Annotated in this window: 12 protein-coding genes; 4 read left to right on the top strand and 8 right to left on the bottom strand. The window is 69.7% G+C overall.

Features of this window, described 5'->3' with window-relative positions:
- The first annotated feature begins 7 nt into the window (after positions 1-7).
- From hpnI to hpnK, 3 genes are all read left to right on the top strand, one after another.
- Entirely contained in the window at positions 8-1,192 is a 1,185-nt protein-coding gene (gene hpnI / locus J2X36_RS07170) for a bacteriohopanetetrol glucosamine biosynthesis glycosyltransferase HpnI (protein WP_310347655.1), read from the top strand.
- Between the two features lie 50 nt (positions 1,193-1,242).
- The gene (gene hpnJ / locus J2X36_RS07165) at positions 1,243-2,676 is read left to right on the top strand and encodes a hopanoid biosynthesis associated radical SAM protein HpnJ (RefSeq protein WP_310347654.1); all 1,434 of its coding nucleotides are present in this window, start codon (positions 1,243-1,245) and stop codon (positions 2,674-2,676) included.
- An 80-nt stretch (positions 2,677-2,756) separates the two neighbouring features.
- On the top strand, positions 2,757-3,599 hold the full coding sequence (hpnK, locus tag J2X36_RS07160; protein ID WP_132254519.1) for a hopanoid biosynthesis-associated protein HpnK: 843 nt from the start codon (positions 2,757-2,759) through the stop codon (positions 3,597-3,599).
- A 156-nt stretch (positions 3,600-3,755) separates the two neighbouring features.
- Here the strand turns inward: hpnK and J2X36_RS07155 are convergent, their stop codons facing one another.
- Entirely contained in the window at positions 3,756-6,407 is a 2,652-nt protein-coding gene (locus tag J2X36_RS07155) for an MMPL family transporter (protein ID WP_132256057.1), read from the bottom strand.
- Between the two features lie 611 nt (positions 6,408-7,018).
- On the opposite strand from J2X36_RS07155, the gene hpnH reads away from it, so the two are divergent.
- On the top strand, positions 7,019-8,182 hold the full coding sequence (gene hpnH / locus J2X36_RS07150) for an adenosyl-hopene transferase HpnH (protein WP_310347652.1): 1,164 nt from the start codon (positions 7,019-7,021) through the stop codon (positions 8,180-8,182).
- A gap of 125 nt (positions 8,183-8,307) precedes the next feature.
- On the opposite strand, the gene J2X36_RS07145 is transcribed toward hpnH, so the two are convergent.
- From J2X36_RS07145 to J2X36_RS07115, 7 genes are all read right to left on the bottom strand, one after another.
- The gene (locus tag J2X36_RS07145) at positions 8,308-9,090 is read right to left on the bottom strand and encodes a phosphorylase (protein ID WP_405029745.1); all 783 of its coding nucleotides are present in this window, start codon (positions 9,088-9,090) and stop codon (positions 8,308-8,310) included.
- A 157-nt stretch (positions 9,091-9,247) separates the two neighbouring features.
- Positions 9,248-11,245, bottom strand: coding sequence for a squalene--hopene cyclase (shc, locus tag J2X36_RS07140; RefSeq protein WP_132256054.1), 1,998 nt, complete (start codon positions 11,243-11,245; stop codon positions 9,248-9,250).
- A gap of 42 nt (positions 11,246-11,287) precedes the next feature.
- Positions 11,288-12,577 (bottom strand): hydroxysqualene dehydroxylase HpnE, encoded by a 1,290-nt coding sequence (hpnE, locus tag J2X36_RS07135; RefSeq protein ID WP_310348315.1) that lies wholly within the window; start codon positions 12,575-12,577, stop codon positions 11,288-11,290.
- Positions 12,574-13,428, bottom strand: a complete 855-nt coding sequence (hpnD, locus tag J2X36_RS07130; protein ID WP_310347649.1) for a presqualene diphosphate synthase HpnD — start codon at positions 13,426-13,428, stop codon at positions 12,574-12,576. Before hpnD ends, hpnE begins: the two co-directional genes overlap by 4 nt.
- Complete coding sequence (gene hpnC / locus J2X36_RS07125; RefSeq protein ID WP_310347647.1) at positions 13,425-14,321, bottom strand: squalene synthase HpnC; 897 nt, start codon at positions 14,319-14,321, stop codon at positions 13,425-13,427. The genes hpnD and hpnC overlap by 4 nt, the downstream gene beginning before the upstream one ends.
- Positions 14,318-15,343 (bottom strand): hopanoid-associated sugar epimerase, encoded by a 1,026-nt coding sequence (hpnA, locus tag J2X36_RS07120; RefSeq protein ID WP_132256051.1) that lies wholly within the window; start codon positions 15,341-15,343, stop codon positions 14,318-14,320. The genes hpnC and hpnA overlap by 4 nt, the downstream gene beginning before the upstream one ends.
- Positions 15,344-15,500: 157 nt before the next feature.
- The coding region (locus tag J2X36_RS07115) for a transketolase C-terminal domain-containing protein (protein WP_310347645.1) at positions 15,501-15,833 on the bottom strand (333 nt) is incomplete at its 5' end.

Raw genomic sequence — 15,833 nt, 5'->3', positions numbered from 1 at the left:
TGCCCCCATGGACCTGACCTGGCTCTCGCCGATCCTTCTCGTCCTCGCGCTCGCCGGTTGCGGCTACGGCCTCACCGCCGCCTTCCTCGCAGGCCGCTTCGCCGCGCGCCTCCCCGCCCGCCTTCCCGAGGGTGCGCCGCGCCCCTCCGTGACCGTGCTGAAGCCCCTCTGCGGGATGGAGCCGAACCTCTACGAGAACCTCGAGACCTTCTGCCGCCAGGCTTATTCCGGCCCGGTCCAGATCGTCTTCGGCGTCCAGAACGCGGCCGACCCGGCGATCGGCGTGGTGCGCCGCCTGCAGGGCGCGCATCCGGGCCTGCGCCTCGACCTCGTGATCGACGCCCGCCAGCACGGCTCGAACCGCAAGGTCTCGAACCTCATCAACATGTCGGCGGCGATCGCCCACGACGTGATCGTGCTGGCCGACAGCGACATGGTCGTGCGGCCCGATTACCTGGAGCGCGTGGTGGCCGAATTGTCGGCGCCGGGCATCGGCGGCGTGACCTGCCTCTACCACGGCGTGCCCGCCCATCGCGGCATCCACGCCCACCTGTCGGGCCTCGCCATCGACGTGCAATTCCTGCCCAACGTGGTCATGGGCACCGCGCTCAAGCTCGCCAAGCCCTGCTTCGGCTCGACCATCGCCTTCCGCCGCACCTCGCTCGCCGCGATCGGCGGCTTCGAGGCGTTCCGCGACGATCTCGCCGACGATTACGCGATCGGCGAGGCCCTGCGCACCCATGTAGGCGAAGTGGCGATCCCGAACTTCACGATCGGGCATACCTGCGTCGACACCGAGATGTCCGGCCTCTGGCGGCACGAGCTGCGCTGGAACCGCACGATCCGCAACGTCGACCCGGCCGGCTATGCCGGCTCCGTCGTCACGCACGCCTTCCCGCTCGCCCTGATCGGCGCGCTGCTGCCGGGGGCCGGCCACAACGCCCTCGTCGTGGCGGCACTGGCCCTGGCCTGCCGCATCCTGCTCTGCGTCCGCCTGGAGCGCGCCTTCGGCCTGGAGCCGCACGCCTACTGGCTGTTGCCGATTCGCGACATGCTCTCCTTCGCGAACTTCTCCTGGAGCTTCGTCTCGGGTGCGGTGACATGGAAAGGTCACGATTATCGCGTCGTTGCGGACGGAACGCTAATTCCGGAGGCCAGCCTCAGCCGCGATGCTGAAGCGACCTCCGTCTGATCTTCGCTTCGTCTGATTTCGTCTCGCTTTGCACTGAGGCCTTGAACCCCATGCGCACGCTCTTCCTCCAGGCACCGACCTTCGACGGCTTCGACGGCGGCGCCGGCTCCCGCTACCAGGCCAAGCGCGAGATCAAGTCGTTCTGGTACCCGACCTGGCTCGCCCAGCCGGCGGCGCTCGTCGAGAACTCGAAGCTGATCGACGCCCCGCCGCACAAGACCAAGCTCGAGGAGATCCGCGGCCAGGCCAAGGATTTCGACCTCGTGGTGCTCCACACCTCGGTGCCGTCCTTCAAGTCGGACGTGAAGACGATCGAGGCGCTGAAGGCCGAGAACCCGAACCTCAAGGCCGGCCTGATCGGCGCCAAGGTCGCCGTCGATGCCGCCGGCAGCCTCGCCCAGGCGCCCGCGGTCGATTTCGTGGCCCGCAACGAGTTCGACTTCACGATCAAGGACGTCGCCGACGGGATCGACATGTCCCAGATCAAGGGCCTGTCCTACCGGAACGGCTCGGGCGTCATCGTGCACAACGAAGACCGTCCGATCATGACGGACATGGACCAGCTCCCCTTCGTCACGAGCGTCTACAAGCGCGACCTCGTGATGGAGAACTACTTCATCGGCTATCTGAAGCACCCCTACATCTCGTTCTATTCCGGCCGCGGCTGCAAGAGCCGCTGCACGTTCTGCCTGTGGCCGCAGACGGTGGGCGGCCACACCTACCGGACCCGCTCGGTCGGTCACGTGATCGAGGAGATCAAGTACTGCCTGAAGGCGTTCCCGCAGACGAAGGAGTTCTTCTTCGACGACGACACCTTCACCGACAACCTGCCCCGCGCCGAGGAGATCGCCCGCGAGCTCGGCAAGCTCGGCGTCACCTGGTCGTGCAACGCCAAGGCGAACGTTCCGCGCGAGACCCTGAAGGTGCTGCGCGACAACGGCCTGCGCCTCCTGCTCGTCGGCTACGAGTCCGGCAACCAGCAGATCCTGCACAACATCAAGAAGGGCATGCGCGTCGAGGTGGCCGAGAAGTTCACCAAGGATTGCCACGAACTCGGCATCGCCATCCACGGCACCTTCATCCTCGGCCTGCCGGGCGAGTCGAAGGAGACGATCCAGGAGACGATCAAGTTCGCCACCCGGATCAACCCGCACACGATCCAGGTCTCGCTGGCGGCCCCGTATCCCGGCACCTTCCTCTACAAGCAGGCGGTCGAGAACGGCTGGCTCGACGTGGAGAACGCCGAGCTCGTCGACGAGAACGGCGTGCAGGTCGCGCCGCTGCACTACCCGCACCTGTCGCATACCGAGATCTTCAACTCGGTCGAGGATTTCTACAAGAAGTTCTACTTCCGCGCCCCGAAGATCGCCTCGATCGTCGGCGAGATGGTCCGCTCGCCGGACATGATGAAGCGGCGCCTGCGCGAGGGTGTCGAGTTCTGGCACTTCCTCAAGGAGCGTCAGTCGAGCGCCAAGGCCGCCTGAGCGGCACGCGCACGGATCGATCGAGGAGCGGCCGGGCCTGAAGCCCGGCCGTTTCCGTTGCGGGGACGAGGGGAGTGGCCGTGAAGCGGCTGGTGGTCACGGCCGATGATTTCGGCCTGAGCGTCGAGGTCAACGAGGCCGTCGAGCAGGCCCACCGCGAGGGCATCCTCACGGCGGCGAGCCTGATGGTCTCCGCTCCGGGAGCCGCCGACGCGGTGGCGCGCGCGCGCCGCCTGCCCTCCCTGCGCGTGGGATTGCACCTCGTCCTCGTCGAGGCGTGGCCGACCCTTCCCCCGGGGGACCTGCCCGACCTCACCGGCCCCGACGGGCTGATGCGGCGCGACATGGAGCGTCTGGGCCTCGACCTCGCCGTGCGGGCGCCTGCCCGCCGCCAGCTCGGCGCCGAGATCCGCGCCCAGTTCGAGGCCTACCGGGCCACCGGGCTCCCGCTCGACCACGTCAACGCCCACAAGCATTTCCACGTCCATCCGCTGATCGCCGGGGCGGTGCTCGGGATCGGGCGCGATTACGGCATGCGGGCGCTTCGCGTCCCGCGGGAGCCTCGCGAGATCCTGCGCCAGGCCGAGCCCGGGTCTCGCCCGCGGCCCGCCCTCGACATCGCGCCCTGGGCGGCGCTCCTTTCGGTGCGCGCCAGGGCGGCGGGCCTTCTGATCCCGGACCGGACCCTCGGCCTCGCGTGGTCCGGCGCGATGACGCCTCGCCGCGTGGCGGGGCTGCTCGCCCACCTGCCGGACGGACTCACCGAGCTCTACACGCATCCCGCGACGGCGGCGGGCTTTCCCGGCGAGGCCCCGGGCTACGCCTACGCGGCGGAGCGGGACGCCCTGATCGCCCCAGAAGCGCGGGCCGCGCTCCAGCGGGTCGGGGCCGTCAGCGGCGGCTTCTCGGATTTCAGCCGCTGAACCCTGCCGGCGCCCGGCAGGTCTGAGGCGCGCGCGGCGGCACGAGCGCTGAGCTTCGCAAACGGTCCCGTCCGGATCGACGAGACCGGGGTGGGGCTCCCGTCCGGCGGCCGCCGCGGCGCGGGGCGAACCCCCGCCCGCGGCGGCTGCAGGCTGCTACTTCGCCAGCGCCGCCTCGGTGCGGCTCGGCACCATCGGATCATTGTCGACGGTCTTCGCCTCGGGGCGCTTCGGATCGGGCTTCTTGGGCGGCGGACCCAGGAAGGCCGGCACTACGAAGAAGGCTGCGAGCAGCGTGAAGAACAGCGACAGCGCCAAGAGCTTGCCCATGCTCGCCGTGCCCGGATGGCTCGACAGGACGAGGGAGCCGAACGCCGTGCCCGTGGTCAGGGCCGAGAAGAAGATCGCCCGGGTCAGGCTCGAGGCCAGCATGTCGGTCACGCCCGCCCGCCACGCGATGACGTAGTAGATGTGGAAGGCGACGCCCACCGCGAGCATCAGGGGCAGGGCGATGATGTTGGCGAAGTTCAGCGGCATGCCGATGACGTGGAGCGCCATCAGCGTCCACAGCGTCGCGAGCACCAGCGGACCCAGCGTCATGGCGACGTCCCAGGGTTTGCGCAGGGCCACCGACAGGATGATGAAGATCAGCGCGAGCGCCGTCAGCCCGGCCTGCACGAAGGCGCCGAGGATCGTGTAGCTCGACGCCGTCGTCGCCACGGGCGCTCCAGTCGCGTGGGGGGCGACGGTCTGCACCTCCTTGGCGAAGTTGCGCAGGACCTGATCGTCGTTCGAGTTCCCCTTCGGGTGGACCTCGATCCGGGCGCGCCCGTCCGCGGCGACCCACTCGGCCTTCACCTGCGGGGGCAGGTTCTCCAGGGTGACCTTCTCCGGGTGGAGCAGGTCGGAGAGGCGCTTCAGCAGCGTCTTCAGATCGGTCGTCAGCGCGACGGAGGCCGCCTCGCGGACCGCGACGGGGGCGTTGGCGAGCTTGTCGAGGGTGTTGGCCAGCGCCTCGGCGCTCTTGGCACCCGGCTCGCTGCTGCCGGCGACGCCGCGCAGGGCCGTCACCGCGTCCTTGATCGCCTTCACGTTGTCGGCGTCCGTGGGCGGCGGCGGCTTGCGGCCGGGGTTGAGCACGGGATCGAGGAGTTGCGCCGTCTCCTGGATCGTGGCGAGCTTCTGGTCCTGATCGCGCGGAACGTAGGTGTCGATGCTGATGAGCTCGGCCACCGAGGGCAGGGCGCGCAGCTTCTTCATCGTCTCCGGAATGTCGGCGACGGACGGCGCGAGCACGTCGATGATGTTCGGGCTCGTGGCCGGGTCCTTGATCAGGTCGAGATAGGTCGCGATCGACTCGACCTTCGGGCTCCTCAGGTGCATCGGGTTGGAATCGAAGGGGAGCTTCCAGAGCAGCGGCATCCCGGCCAGCGTGAGCAGGCCGACGCCGATCAGGACCCATTTCCGGTTGCGGATGATCCAGGGGTCGACGCCCGACAGCCAGGTCGTCTCGACGGCCTCCTTCTCGCCGCGCGGCTTGAACACGGCGATCAGCGCCGGCAGCAGGGTCAGCGAGAAGAGATAGGCCACGATCATGCCGACGCCGGCGATGAGGCCGAGCTCGGACACGCCGCGGAAGGCGGTCGGCAGGAAGGCGAAGAAGCCCGCGAGCAGCGAGACCGCGGCCAGCGTCAGGGACCAGCCGACGCCCCGGGCGGCCGCCCGGATCGCGGCCTCGAGCGTCGGCTGCTCGTAGCGGTCGGCCCGGTAGCGCACCGCGAACTGGATGCCGAAATCGATGCCCAGACCGACGAACAGGGCCGCGAAGGCGACCGAGATCGGGTTGAGCTCGCCCACCATCAGGAGGCCGAGCGCCGCCGTGACGATGAGACCCGCGAAGGTCGTGATGATCACGGCGGTGACGAGGGGGGCGGAGCGCAGCGCGAGCCACAGGAACAGGACGATCGCGCCGACCGTCACGCTGTTGTTCAGCACCGCGTCGTCCGACAGCGTGGCGAACTCGTCGTCGGCCACGGCGACCGGCCCGGTCAGCCGCATGCGCAGCCCGTGGGCCTCGTCGATCTTCAGATCCTTAGCGACGCTGCGGATCAGCTTCGTCGCCTCCGCGCCCGGCTGCAGGGCGTTGAAGTCGAGGACGGGCTGGATGATCACGAACTTGCGCAGGTCCGTCACCCGCGTCTCGCCGCCGGAGAGCAGCGTCTGCCACGACATGCGCGCGGGCTTGCCGGCGAGCACCGTCTCCAGCACCCCGTTGATCTGGCCCATCGGCTTGTCGAGCTCTTCGAGCTTGGCGTCGCCGCTCTTCACGCCGCGGGCCCCGAGGCTGAGCACCCGCATCACCCCGCGCAGCGAGGGATCGGCCGCCAGCGGACCCAGCAGGCCCTGCTGCTGGACGAGCTGCTCCGTGGTCTTCTCAAGCTCGGCCTGCGACATCAGCAGGAACCCGTTCTTGTCGAAGAACGGGCCGCCATCCGGCCGGTAGACGGTCTCGATCAGGGCCTTGTTGTTGCTCAGCGCCCTCGTCAGTTCGACGGCGGCCTCTTCCGCCTCCTCCGGCGTCTTCCCGTCGATCACCGCCACGACGGTGTTCGTCCGTTGGGGGAAGGCCTTCTCGTAGTTGATCTCGTCCTGCCGCCAGGATTCCTTCGGATCGATCAGCCGCTCGACGTCGGTGTTGATCCGGAACAGATGCGCGGCGGTGCCCGCGCCGATGACGGTCATCAGAGCGACGACCGCGATGACGAGCCAGCGACGATGAACGGAAAACGCGACGAGTCGTTCGATCACGAGTATCCTGCCTGCCTAGAGCCCTCACCGGAAACCGAGAGCGGATGTCCGGTCGAGACCGTGCGACGCAACGGGGAACCGGGGCATTTGCCACGAACCTCCGCCCGTGGGAAACGCCCTGATCAGCGATCCGGCATCTTCGTGACCGGAACGGGCGGCGGGGGCGGCCGGTTTCAGGGGGCCACGCCCGATCGGGCGCATCCCAGCCGCCGACCCTTCACGGTCGGCCTGCTCAGTAAAGGCCCGGCGCCCCGAATGCAACGCGGGGCGATTTTCAGTGGAAGCCGTCCGCTCAGGTGCGATTTCGCACTGCAGCATGCCTATGCTCAAGCTTCCATTGGAGTTCTCGTCGCAATCCGGACGCAAAGCTGGCATTCGGTCGGTGGGCTAGGAAATCGCACCGGGGATGGGATAGGCGTCGGTTTGCGGCAGTTCGCGGGAGCCGGCGGCCCCCGGATCTGTGGCCCGCTTGCGTCATTGCCGGAAACACGTGCGGACGCCCGCGATTCGGGTCGCTAATAAGACCCGTTCCAACCTAGATCGCTGGAATTCGTGTTGTTTTCGCGCTAAGCAGCCCGACACTCTGGGGCCAAAAACAAAGGAGCCGCGTTTTGGGCATTCCCCTCCGGTACGTCGCGAAGATCGGCGGCTACATCCTCAAGCAGCATCTGACGGGCCGCAAACGCTACCCGCTCGTGATGATGATGGAGCCTCTGTTCCGCTGCAACCTCGCCTGCGCGGGTTGCGGAAAGATCGACTATCCGGACGAGATCCTCAACAAGCGCCTGCCCGTCGCCGACGCCCTCGAATCCGTGCGCGAGTGCGGTGCACCGGTGGTCGTGATCGCGGGTGGAGAGCCGCTTCTCCACAAGGATCTGCCGCAGATCGTCGAGGGCATCATCGCCCAGAAGAAATTCGCCATCGTCTGCACGAACGCGCTGCTCCTTGAGAAGAAGATCAAGGAGTACAAGCCGAGCCCGTACTTCACGTGGTCGATCCACCTCGATGGCGACCAGGAGATGCACGACAAGTCCGTCTGCCAGCGCGGCGTCTACGACAAGGCCGTCGCGGCCATCAAGACGGCGAAGGAGATGGGCTTCCGCGTCACCATCAACTGCACGTTCTTCAACAATTCCTCGGCCGACAAGATCGCCGATTTCTTCGATTCCGTGACGCGCATGGGCATCGACGGGATCACGGTCTCGCCCGGCTACGCCTACGAGCGCGCGCCCGATCAGCAGCACTTCCTCAACCGCAAGGCGACGAAGGACCTGTTCCGCGGCGTGTTCCGGCACGGCAAGGAGAAGGGCCGCGAGAAGTGGACCTTCCAGCAATCGGGCCTGTTCCTCGACTTCCTGGCCGGAAACCAGACCTATCACTGCACCCCGTGGGGTAACCCGACCCGCACCGTGTTCGGTTGGCAGAAGCCCTGCTACCTGCTCGGCGAGGGCTACGCGGCGACCTTCAAGGAGCTGATGGAAGAGACGGACTGGGATTCCTACGGCACCGGCAACTACGAGAAGTGCGCCGATTGCATGGTCCATTCGGGCTACGAGGCCTCGTCCGTCGTCGATTCCGTGCGCAAGCCCTGGAAGCCGCTGGTCCAGGCCCTTCGCGGCATCAAGACCGAGGGCGACATGGCCCCGGACGTGAGCCTGGAGAACCAGCGCCCGGCCGAGTTCGTGTTCTCGCGCAACGTCGCCCAGAAGCTCTCCGAGATCAAAGCGTCGGGCGTCGACACCAAGCAGGAAGCCCGGAAGCGCACCGCCGCCTGAGCTCTCGCAGGCGCGACCCAAAGAGAAAGCCCCCGCGGCATCGCCGCGGGGGCTTTCTCTTGAGCGGAATCTGCGGCGTCGAGGCACCTGGCTCGAGCGACTGGCCCCTTCCGGAGACCTTCGCCTCAGGCAACCTCGCGGAGCGCCTCCTGCACCACAGGAACGCCGAGGCCGGGGCCGAGCAGAGCGCGGCAGCGCGCCAGCGATCCGAAAGCCGCCTTCGAGTCGCGCGCGAGCCGAACGAGGCCGCCGACCTTGGCCGAGCCCCGGGCGAGAGCGGCGAAGACGGCCAGGATGTCGGGCTCGCCGTTCGGCTTCAGCGCCTGCGCGGCGAAGGCGGGGAGGGCGCGGTGGGCGGGGTCGCAGACCACGCGGATCGCGGCGAAGGGCAGGCCGTGTCGTTCGGCGAAGGCAGCGGCGACGTGCGATTCCATGTCCACGGCCGCGGCGCCGGTGCGCGCCCACAGGTCGGCCTTGCCGTCCAGGCTGAGAACCGCCGCGTCGACGCCCGCGAGATCGCCCGACAGAACCTTCAGACCGGGACGCGAGAGGCGGGCGAGCAGGGCCTCGGCCACGGTCGCGTCGGCGTCGTAGCGGCGACCGTCGGCCTGCACGCCGGAGGCGATTACCACGTCGCCGGGCAGCAGGTCCGGATCGAGCCCGCCCGCGATGCCGATGCTGACGACGGCCCGGCAGCCCGGTTGCGTCCGCCCGGCCAACAGGTTGCGCAGACGCTGGGGGTTGCCGCCCGCGCCGATGGCCGCGACGCCGGGCCCGGCGGCGAGGCGGCCCTCCTTGGCAAGTCCGGTGACGGCGAGGACCGGCAGGGCGTGCGGCAGAAAGGCCGCCGCGGGACCGGGGCGGACCGCGACGACACGGCCGCTCGGGGCTGGCTCGGGCAGGATCATGGAAACCCGGCTGTTCGAGGCTGGACATCCCGACCGGGGGCCGGGCCTTGACGCTCAAGCAGCCTTCATACCAATCCCAATGCGGCCGGCCTGTGGCCGACCTGCAACAAACCGCGCCGGAAGCGTCCCGGCGCGCCAGCGCACCGGCCGGCCGGGGTCACATGCCGTAGGCGACCTGCCGGCTGTTGCTCTGTTTGAGGTTGCGGAACCGCGCCATCGCCCAGAGGGGGAAGAATTTCGAGTAGCCGTGGTAGCGCAGGTAGAACACCCGCGGGAAGCCGGTCGCGGTGTAGCGCTCCTCGTTCCAGAAGCCGTCCGCGCCCTGCGTCCGGGCGAGATAGTTGATGCCCCGCGTCACCGCCGGCTCGTCGTTGGCGCCTGCCGCCATCAGGGCGAGCAGCGCCCAGGCCGTCTGGGAGGCGGTGCTGTAGCCGGGCTCGAAGGCCGGATCGATCTTGTAGCTCGACGCGTCCTCGCCCCAGCCTCCGTCCGGATTCTGGATGCTGATGAGCCATGCCACGGCCCGGCGCACCTCCGGCGCGTTCGGATCGACGCCCGCGGCGTTAAGGGCGCAGAGCACCGACCACGTGCCGTAGATGAAGTTCATGCCCCAGCGGCCGTACCAGCTGCCGTCCTTCTCCTGCTCCTTGAGCAGGTAAGCGACGCCCCGGTCGAGAGCCGGGTAGGTCTCCCGGGTCTCGCCGAGCTGCGCCAGCATCGAGACGACGCGGGCCGTCACATCCGCAGTCGGCGGGTCGAGGAGCGCCCCGTGGTCCGAGAACGGGATGTGGTTCAGATACATGTGGTTGTTGTCGGCATCGAAGGCCGCCCAGCCGCCATCCTTCGACTGGAGCCCCTCGACCCATTCGCGGGCCCGGGCGATCGAGGTGCTGTAATCGGGCATGTCGGCGACGAGCCCGTGCTGGCGCATGGCGCGGTCCATCGCCATCACCACGACGGCCGTGTCGTCGAGGTCCGGATAATGGGCGTTGGCGTACTGGAAGGCCCATCCGCCGGGCCGCACGTTCGGCTTCGCCGCCGCCCAGTCGCCCACGATGTCGAGAACCTGCCGGGGCTTGAGCCAGTCGAGGCCGTCGCGGGCCTGCCGCTCGGCCTCGGCGCCGCCCGCCTCGAGCAGGGCGTGGCTCGCGAGCGCCGTGTCCCAGACGGGCGAGACGCAGGGCTGGACGTAGGCCTCGTGGTCCTTCTCGACGACGAGCTTCTCGATGGCCTCGCAGGCGATGCGCACCTGCGGGTGATCGGCCGGGTAGCCCATCACCTCGTACATGAGCACCGAGTTGACCATCGCGGGGAAGATCGCGCCGAGCCCGTCCTCGCCGTTCAGGCGCTCGCTGACCCAGGCGACGGCCTTCTCCTCGGCACGCAGCCGAGGCGTCTTCGGGAAATAGTTCTCGACCTTCTGCAGCACCCTGTCGATGCCGCCGAAGATCGGCGTCCAGGGCCACGTGGCGTGGGGTGAGCCCGGCCAGGAGCGAACGTGCTCGGGCGGGGTGACGAACAGTTCCTGAACGCCGATGCCGCGCGGGTTCTTCGCCCGCGGCTTCTCGGCCTGCAGGACGAACATGGGCACCATCACGCAACGGGCCCAGTAGGAGACCTTGTCGAGGTGGAAGGGGAACCACTTCGGCAGGAACATGACCTCGACGGGCATCACCGGCACCGCCGCCCAGGGCACCTCGCCGTAGAGGGCGAGCAGGAACCGGGTGAAGACGTTGGCGTTCGCCGCGCCGCCCCGGGAGAGGATCGCCTCGCGCGCCCGGCGCATGTGCGGCGCCTCGATGTCCTCGCCGATCATCTTGAGGGCGAAGTACGCCTTCACGCTGGCGCTGATGTCGAAGGGCCCATCGTGCACGAGGGCCCAGCCGCCGTGCTTGCCCTGCGTGCGGCGCAGATAATTGCCGATCTTGGCTTCGAGCCCGTCGCGGGGCGTGGTCGCGCGGAACTGGTGGAACAGGATGTACTCGGAGGGGATGGTCGCGTCGGCCTCGAGCTCGAAGCAGATATGCCCGTCCGCGTGCGCGAGGCGTGTGAGCGCCCGCGTCGCGTTGGCGACTCCGCGCTCGACATCCTCCAGGGAGATGTCCTGGGTCTTCGGGCGCTGCAGCGCCTCGACCTTGTTCACAGCCTCTCGCATCGTCCTCGCCTCAGCGGCTCCTCGGAAAGGGAGCCCTATGACTCACGCCGCGCCGCGCCCCAGTGCCGGATCGCACATCAGGGCAAGCGCGGCGGTCTTGCCGGAGCGGATCGCTCCCTCGATCGTCGACGGCAGGCCGGTCGCGGTCCAATCGCCTGCCAGGACGAGATTCGTCTGCGCGGTCACGGCGCTCGCGCGCCGAGCGGCCTCCGCCGGCGTCGCCGCGAAGGTCGCGCGCTTCTCCTTGACGATCTGCCAGCTTGGCAGTTCCGGAGCAAGCTGATCGAGCTGCGCGATCTCCCCCCAGATCCGGCGCGCGAGATCCTCGCGCGGCACGTCGAGGAGCCTGTCGGCGCCGCTGATCGTCACCGAGTACCGATCGGGATAGGCGAAGAGCCACTCGGTGAGCCCGTTCACCACGCCGAGAAGAAGCGGGCTTCCGGCCTTCGGAACCACGGCGAAATGCGCGTTCACGATCGAGCGGAAGCTCTGCGGCGCGGCGAGGCCCGGCAGCACCTCGGCGGCGACCCAGGGCGGCAGGGCCAGCACGACCGAATCGTCCGCCGCCAGCTCCACCGGCTCGTCCGTGAAATCGAGCCGGTCGATCCGCCCGGCTCCGAAGCCGAGGCCGCGCAGGCGCCGCCCGAATCGGATCTCCGCGCCCGTCCGCTCCAGATAGGCGACGGCCGGATCGACGAAGGCCGCCGAGAGCCCGGCGACCGCGACGAGGGGGCGGCAGGCGGACCCGCCCGCGCCCAGCGTCTCGCGCAGGATCGTGGCCGCGAGGCCCACGTCGCTCTCGCGCGGGTCGGTGTTGAGGGCTGCGAGCAGGACGGGGTTCCAGAGCCGCTCGTAGAGCAGGCCCTCGCAGGCCATGCTCTGCCCGATCGTGCCGCCCGCGCCGTCCGCCTTGCCGGAGGCGGCCTTCAGAATGCCCAGGGGCGCCAGGTAGTCCCGGGCGCGGCTGCCCGGCACGCGACGGCCGCGGCTCAGGATCCACCAGGGCAGCCGGCCGGCATTCGGGCGCAAGCGCCAGCGCTCGCCGGTCTTCAGGTCGGCGAAATCGAAGGCGGCCTCGTCAGGGCCGGTCAGGGCATCGGAGGGTGCGCCGATCGTCCTCATGAAGGCGAGGGCGTCGGTGTTGCCGGAGAGGAGGAGGTGGTTGCCGTTGTCGATGGTGAGCCCGAGGCTCGGATCGTAGTAGGAGCGGCAGCGCCCGCCCGCCTGTTTGGCGGCCTCGTGCAGCACGATTCGCCGTCCCCGCTCGGCGAGCGCGACGGCCGCGGAGAGGCCGGCGAGGCCGGCCCCGACGACGTGGGTGGTCCCCATCAGACGATCCCGTGGCGGAGTGCGACCGCCAGCAGCGCGAGCTTTCCGGGCTTGACGCGAGCGCGGGGCGCCGACCAGCCGCGCTTCACGAGCGCGTCGAGGTAGAGGCGGTAGGCCGCCGCCATCAGGCGGGCCGCCTTCGTGGCCTTGCGCGGCGACCGCCCGATGATCTCCCAGGTCGCGCGGTAATGGGCGTCGGCCTCGGCGGCGACCGCCGCGCAGACCTCGGCGATGCGCGGATGCTCGATCGCGGCCCGCGGCGTCGGCGCGGAGAGCCCGATCCGGGCGAGCTTCTCGCGCGGCAGGTAGAGGCGGCCGCGCTCCGCGTCCTCGTCGATGTCGCGCAGGATGTTGGTGAGTTGCAGCGCCCGGCCCTGATGCCAGGCGAGGCGGATCCCGTCCTGGTCCGGCATGCCGAAGATGCGCACCGAGAGGCGCCCGACGGCGCTCGCCACCCGGTCGCAATAGAGGTCGAGGGTGGCCTCGTCGGGCGCCACGATGTCCTCGAAGGCGTCCATCGCCATGCCGTCGATCACGGCGTGGAAATCCTCGCGCTTCAGGCCGTAGCGCTCGACCGGCACGACGAGATCGCGCACCCGGGCCGGGGGCCTGCCGGCGTAGAGGGCATCGATGTCGGCGCGCCAGCGGTCGAGCTCGGCCGCGCGGATATCGGCCGGACCGCCGTCGTCGGCGACGTCGTCGACCGCTCGGCAGAAGGCGTAGACGGCGTACATCGCCTCGCGCCGCTCCTTCGGCAGCAGGCGCATCGCCGTGTAGAACGAGGAGCCCGCCGCCGGCAGGGCAGGGGCCTCGGACGCCGCATCGTCGGGCAGGGGCGTCGCGGTGGCGCTCATGGCGAAGCTCCCTGAAGGGCGCGCAGATTGCGTCCGCGGAAGGGGCGGCGGGCGAGGCTGCCGACGATTCCGCCGAGCGCCGTGAGGGCGAAGCCGGCCTTGCCGTGATGCACCGTCTCGGAGAGCGGATCGCGATCGAGGAGGCCGCGCGTCAGCACGACCGCGAGGCGGTGGATCGCGGCGATCTCCAGGGACAGGCGCAGATCGTCGATCAGGCTCGGCAGCACGGCGCCCTCGTCGAGGAGGAGGAGGGTCCGGGCGGCGAGGTCGCGGATCACCCCGCGCAGCTCCGGGCTCGCCCTGTCGGCGCCGAGCATCTCGACGGTCGCGCCGTGCAGATCGAGATAATCCTGCGGGATGTAGACCCGGTCGAGGTTGCGGTAATCCTTCCCGCAATCCTGCAGATGGTTGAGGATCTGGAGCGCCGCGCAGATGGCGTCCGACGCCGCCCAGACCCGGGCGGGGTCCTCGCCGTGCACGTCGAGGACGTAGCGGCCGACCGGCATCGCCGAGTAGCGGCAATAGTGGATGAGCTCGTCCCAATCCGCGTAGCGGCTCTTGCGCGCGTCCATCCGGAAGGCGTCGAGGAGTTCGAGCGCGTGGGTCGGCGGCAGGCCGCGGGCGTCGAGTTCCCGCTTCAGGGGCGCGGCTTCCGTATCGGCAGGGCCGCGTCCGGTCAGCGCGTCGGCGAGACCGTCGAGGAGCGCGATCTTGCGCTCGGGCGTGAGGTCCGCATGGTCCGCCACGTCGTCGCCCGCGCGGACGAAATGGTAGAAGGCGAGGATCGCCCCCCGGTGGCGCGGGTGGATCAGGTGGGAGGCGACGGGGAAGTTCTCGTCGCGGTGGCCCTTGCCCGAGCGGGTCTCGGTCGCGGTCTGAAGGCTCGCGCTCATCGCAGATACCCCGCGCCGCGGAACCACTGGATCGCGTCCGCGAGCCCCTCCCGGTAGGGCCGGGCGGTGTAGCCGAGCTCGGAACGCGCCTTGGCGTCCGAGAAGAACATCCGGTAGCGCGCCATGCGGATGCCGTCGATCGTCGCGAGCGGCGCCTTGCCGGTGACCCGGGCCATCAGCTCGGAGACGATCGCGACGGGGTAGGTCGCCACCCGCGGCAGCCGGACGGTCGGAGCCTTGCGCCCGACGAGGCCGGCGATGTCGGCGAGCATCTGGGCGAGCATCACGTTCTCGCCGCCGAGGATGTACTTCTCGCCCAAGCGGCCCTTCCGGAGCGCCAGCAAGTGGCCCGCTGCAACGTCGTCGACGTGGGCGAGGTTGAGGCCGGTATCGACGAAGGCGGGCATCCGCCCGAGCGCCGCCTCCAGGATGATCCGCCCGGTCGGCGTCGGCTTCACGTCGCGGGGGCCGATCGGCGTGGAGGGGTTCACGATCACGGCCGGCAGGCCGTCCCGCGCTACCATCTCGTCGACGACGCGCTCGGCCACGACCTTGCTGCGCTTGTAGGCGCCGATCGCGGTCTCGGGCGTCAGCGGGCGCGTCTCGTCGGCGGAGGTGCCGTCGTCGTGCGGCTTGATGGTGGCGACGCTCGACGTGTAGACGATCCGCTCGACGCCCGCCTTCAGCGCCTCCTCCATCAGGATGCGCGTGCCGTCGCGGTTCGTGCGGACGATCTCCTCCATGTCGGGCGCCCAGAGCCGGTAATCGGCCGCGGCGTGAACGAGGTAGCGCTGCCCTGTCATCGCGGCGGCGACCGCGGCGCGATCGCGCATGTCGCCGACCGCGCGCTCGACATCGGGCCAGACGAGATTGGTGCTCGGGCTCGTGGCGCGCACGAGGATGCGCACGGGAAAGCCCGCATCGCGGAACACGTCGACCAGGGCGGCGCCGAGGAATCCGCTCGCGCCCGTGATCAGCACGGGGCCGGGATCGGTGCGTCCGGTCTCAGTCGCCTCTGCCATCTCTCTCGTTTCGTCACGGGCTGCAGCCGCGGCGGGGCGCCATCACCCCGGGCGCCGCGGCGCGCCGCGCGCTTGTGTCACCGAACCGCTGAAGGAACAAGGATCGGGCGGCCACACGCGGGCCGCGCCGCGCGCGTGCCGCCCGTTCGGTCGGGCATCAGGCGAGGCGGAGACGGCTCGTCCGGCTGTCCTGGCGCTCGGGGAGGGTGTCCTGGACGAGCTTGACGATGGAGGCGGCGTCGAGGCCGGCCTCCGCGTACATCCGATCCGGGCTGTCATGGTCTTGGTACAGGTCCGGCAGCGTCATCGTCCGGACCCGGACACGGCCCGTGTCCAGAACGCCCCGCTCCGCCAACAGGTGCAGGACCATCGCCCCGAACCCGCCCACCGAGCCTTCCTCCAGCGTCACAACAAGCTCGTGCGTGCCCGCCAGATCCAGAAGAAGCGCCTCGTCCAGCGGCTTGGCAAAGCGCGCATCCGCAACGCTCAC

It is taken from the genome of Methylobacterium sp. BE186 (assembly GCF_031457035.1).
GTDB lineage: Bacteria > Pseudomonadota > Alphaproteobacteria > Rhizobiales > Beijerinckiaceae > Methylobacterium > Methylobacterium segetis.
The sequence above is the reverse complement of the archived record's forward strand: the minus strand, read 5'-3'. Positions and strand labels throughout refer to the sequence as shown.

What these genes read in the sequence shown, in the direction of transcription:
- hpnI (WP_310347655.1), top strand. Translation starts at nt 8, where the DNA reads ATGGACCTGACCTGGCTCTCGCCGATCCTTCTCGTCCTCGCGCTCGCC.
- hpnJ (WP_310347654.1), top strand. Translation starts at nt 1,243, where the DNA reads ATGCGCACGCTCTTCCTCCAGGCACCGACCTTCGACGGCTTCGACGGC.
- J2X36_RS07145 (WP_405029745.1), bottom strand. Translation starts at nt 9,090, where the DNA reads ATGATCCTGCCCGAGCCAGCCCCGAGCGGCCGTGTCGTCGCGGTCCGC.
- shc (WP_132256054.1), bottom strand. Translation starts at nt 11,245, where the DNA reads ATGCGAGAGGCTGTGAACAAGGTCGAGGCGCTGCAGCGCCCGAAGACC.
- hpnD (WP_310347649.1), bottom strand. Translation starts at nt 13,428, where the DNA reads ATGAGCGCCACCGCGACGCCCCTGCCCGACGATGCGGCGTCCGAGGCC.
- hpnC (WP_310347647.1), bottom strand. Translation starts at nt 14,321, where the DNA reads ATGAGCGCGAGCCTTCAGACCGCGACCGAGACCCGCTCGGGCAAGGGC.
- hpnA (WP_132256051.1), bottom strand. Translation starts at nt 15,343, where the DNA reads ATGGCAGAGGCGACTGAGACCGGACGCACCGATCCCGGCCCCGTGCTG.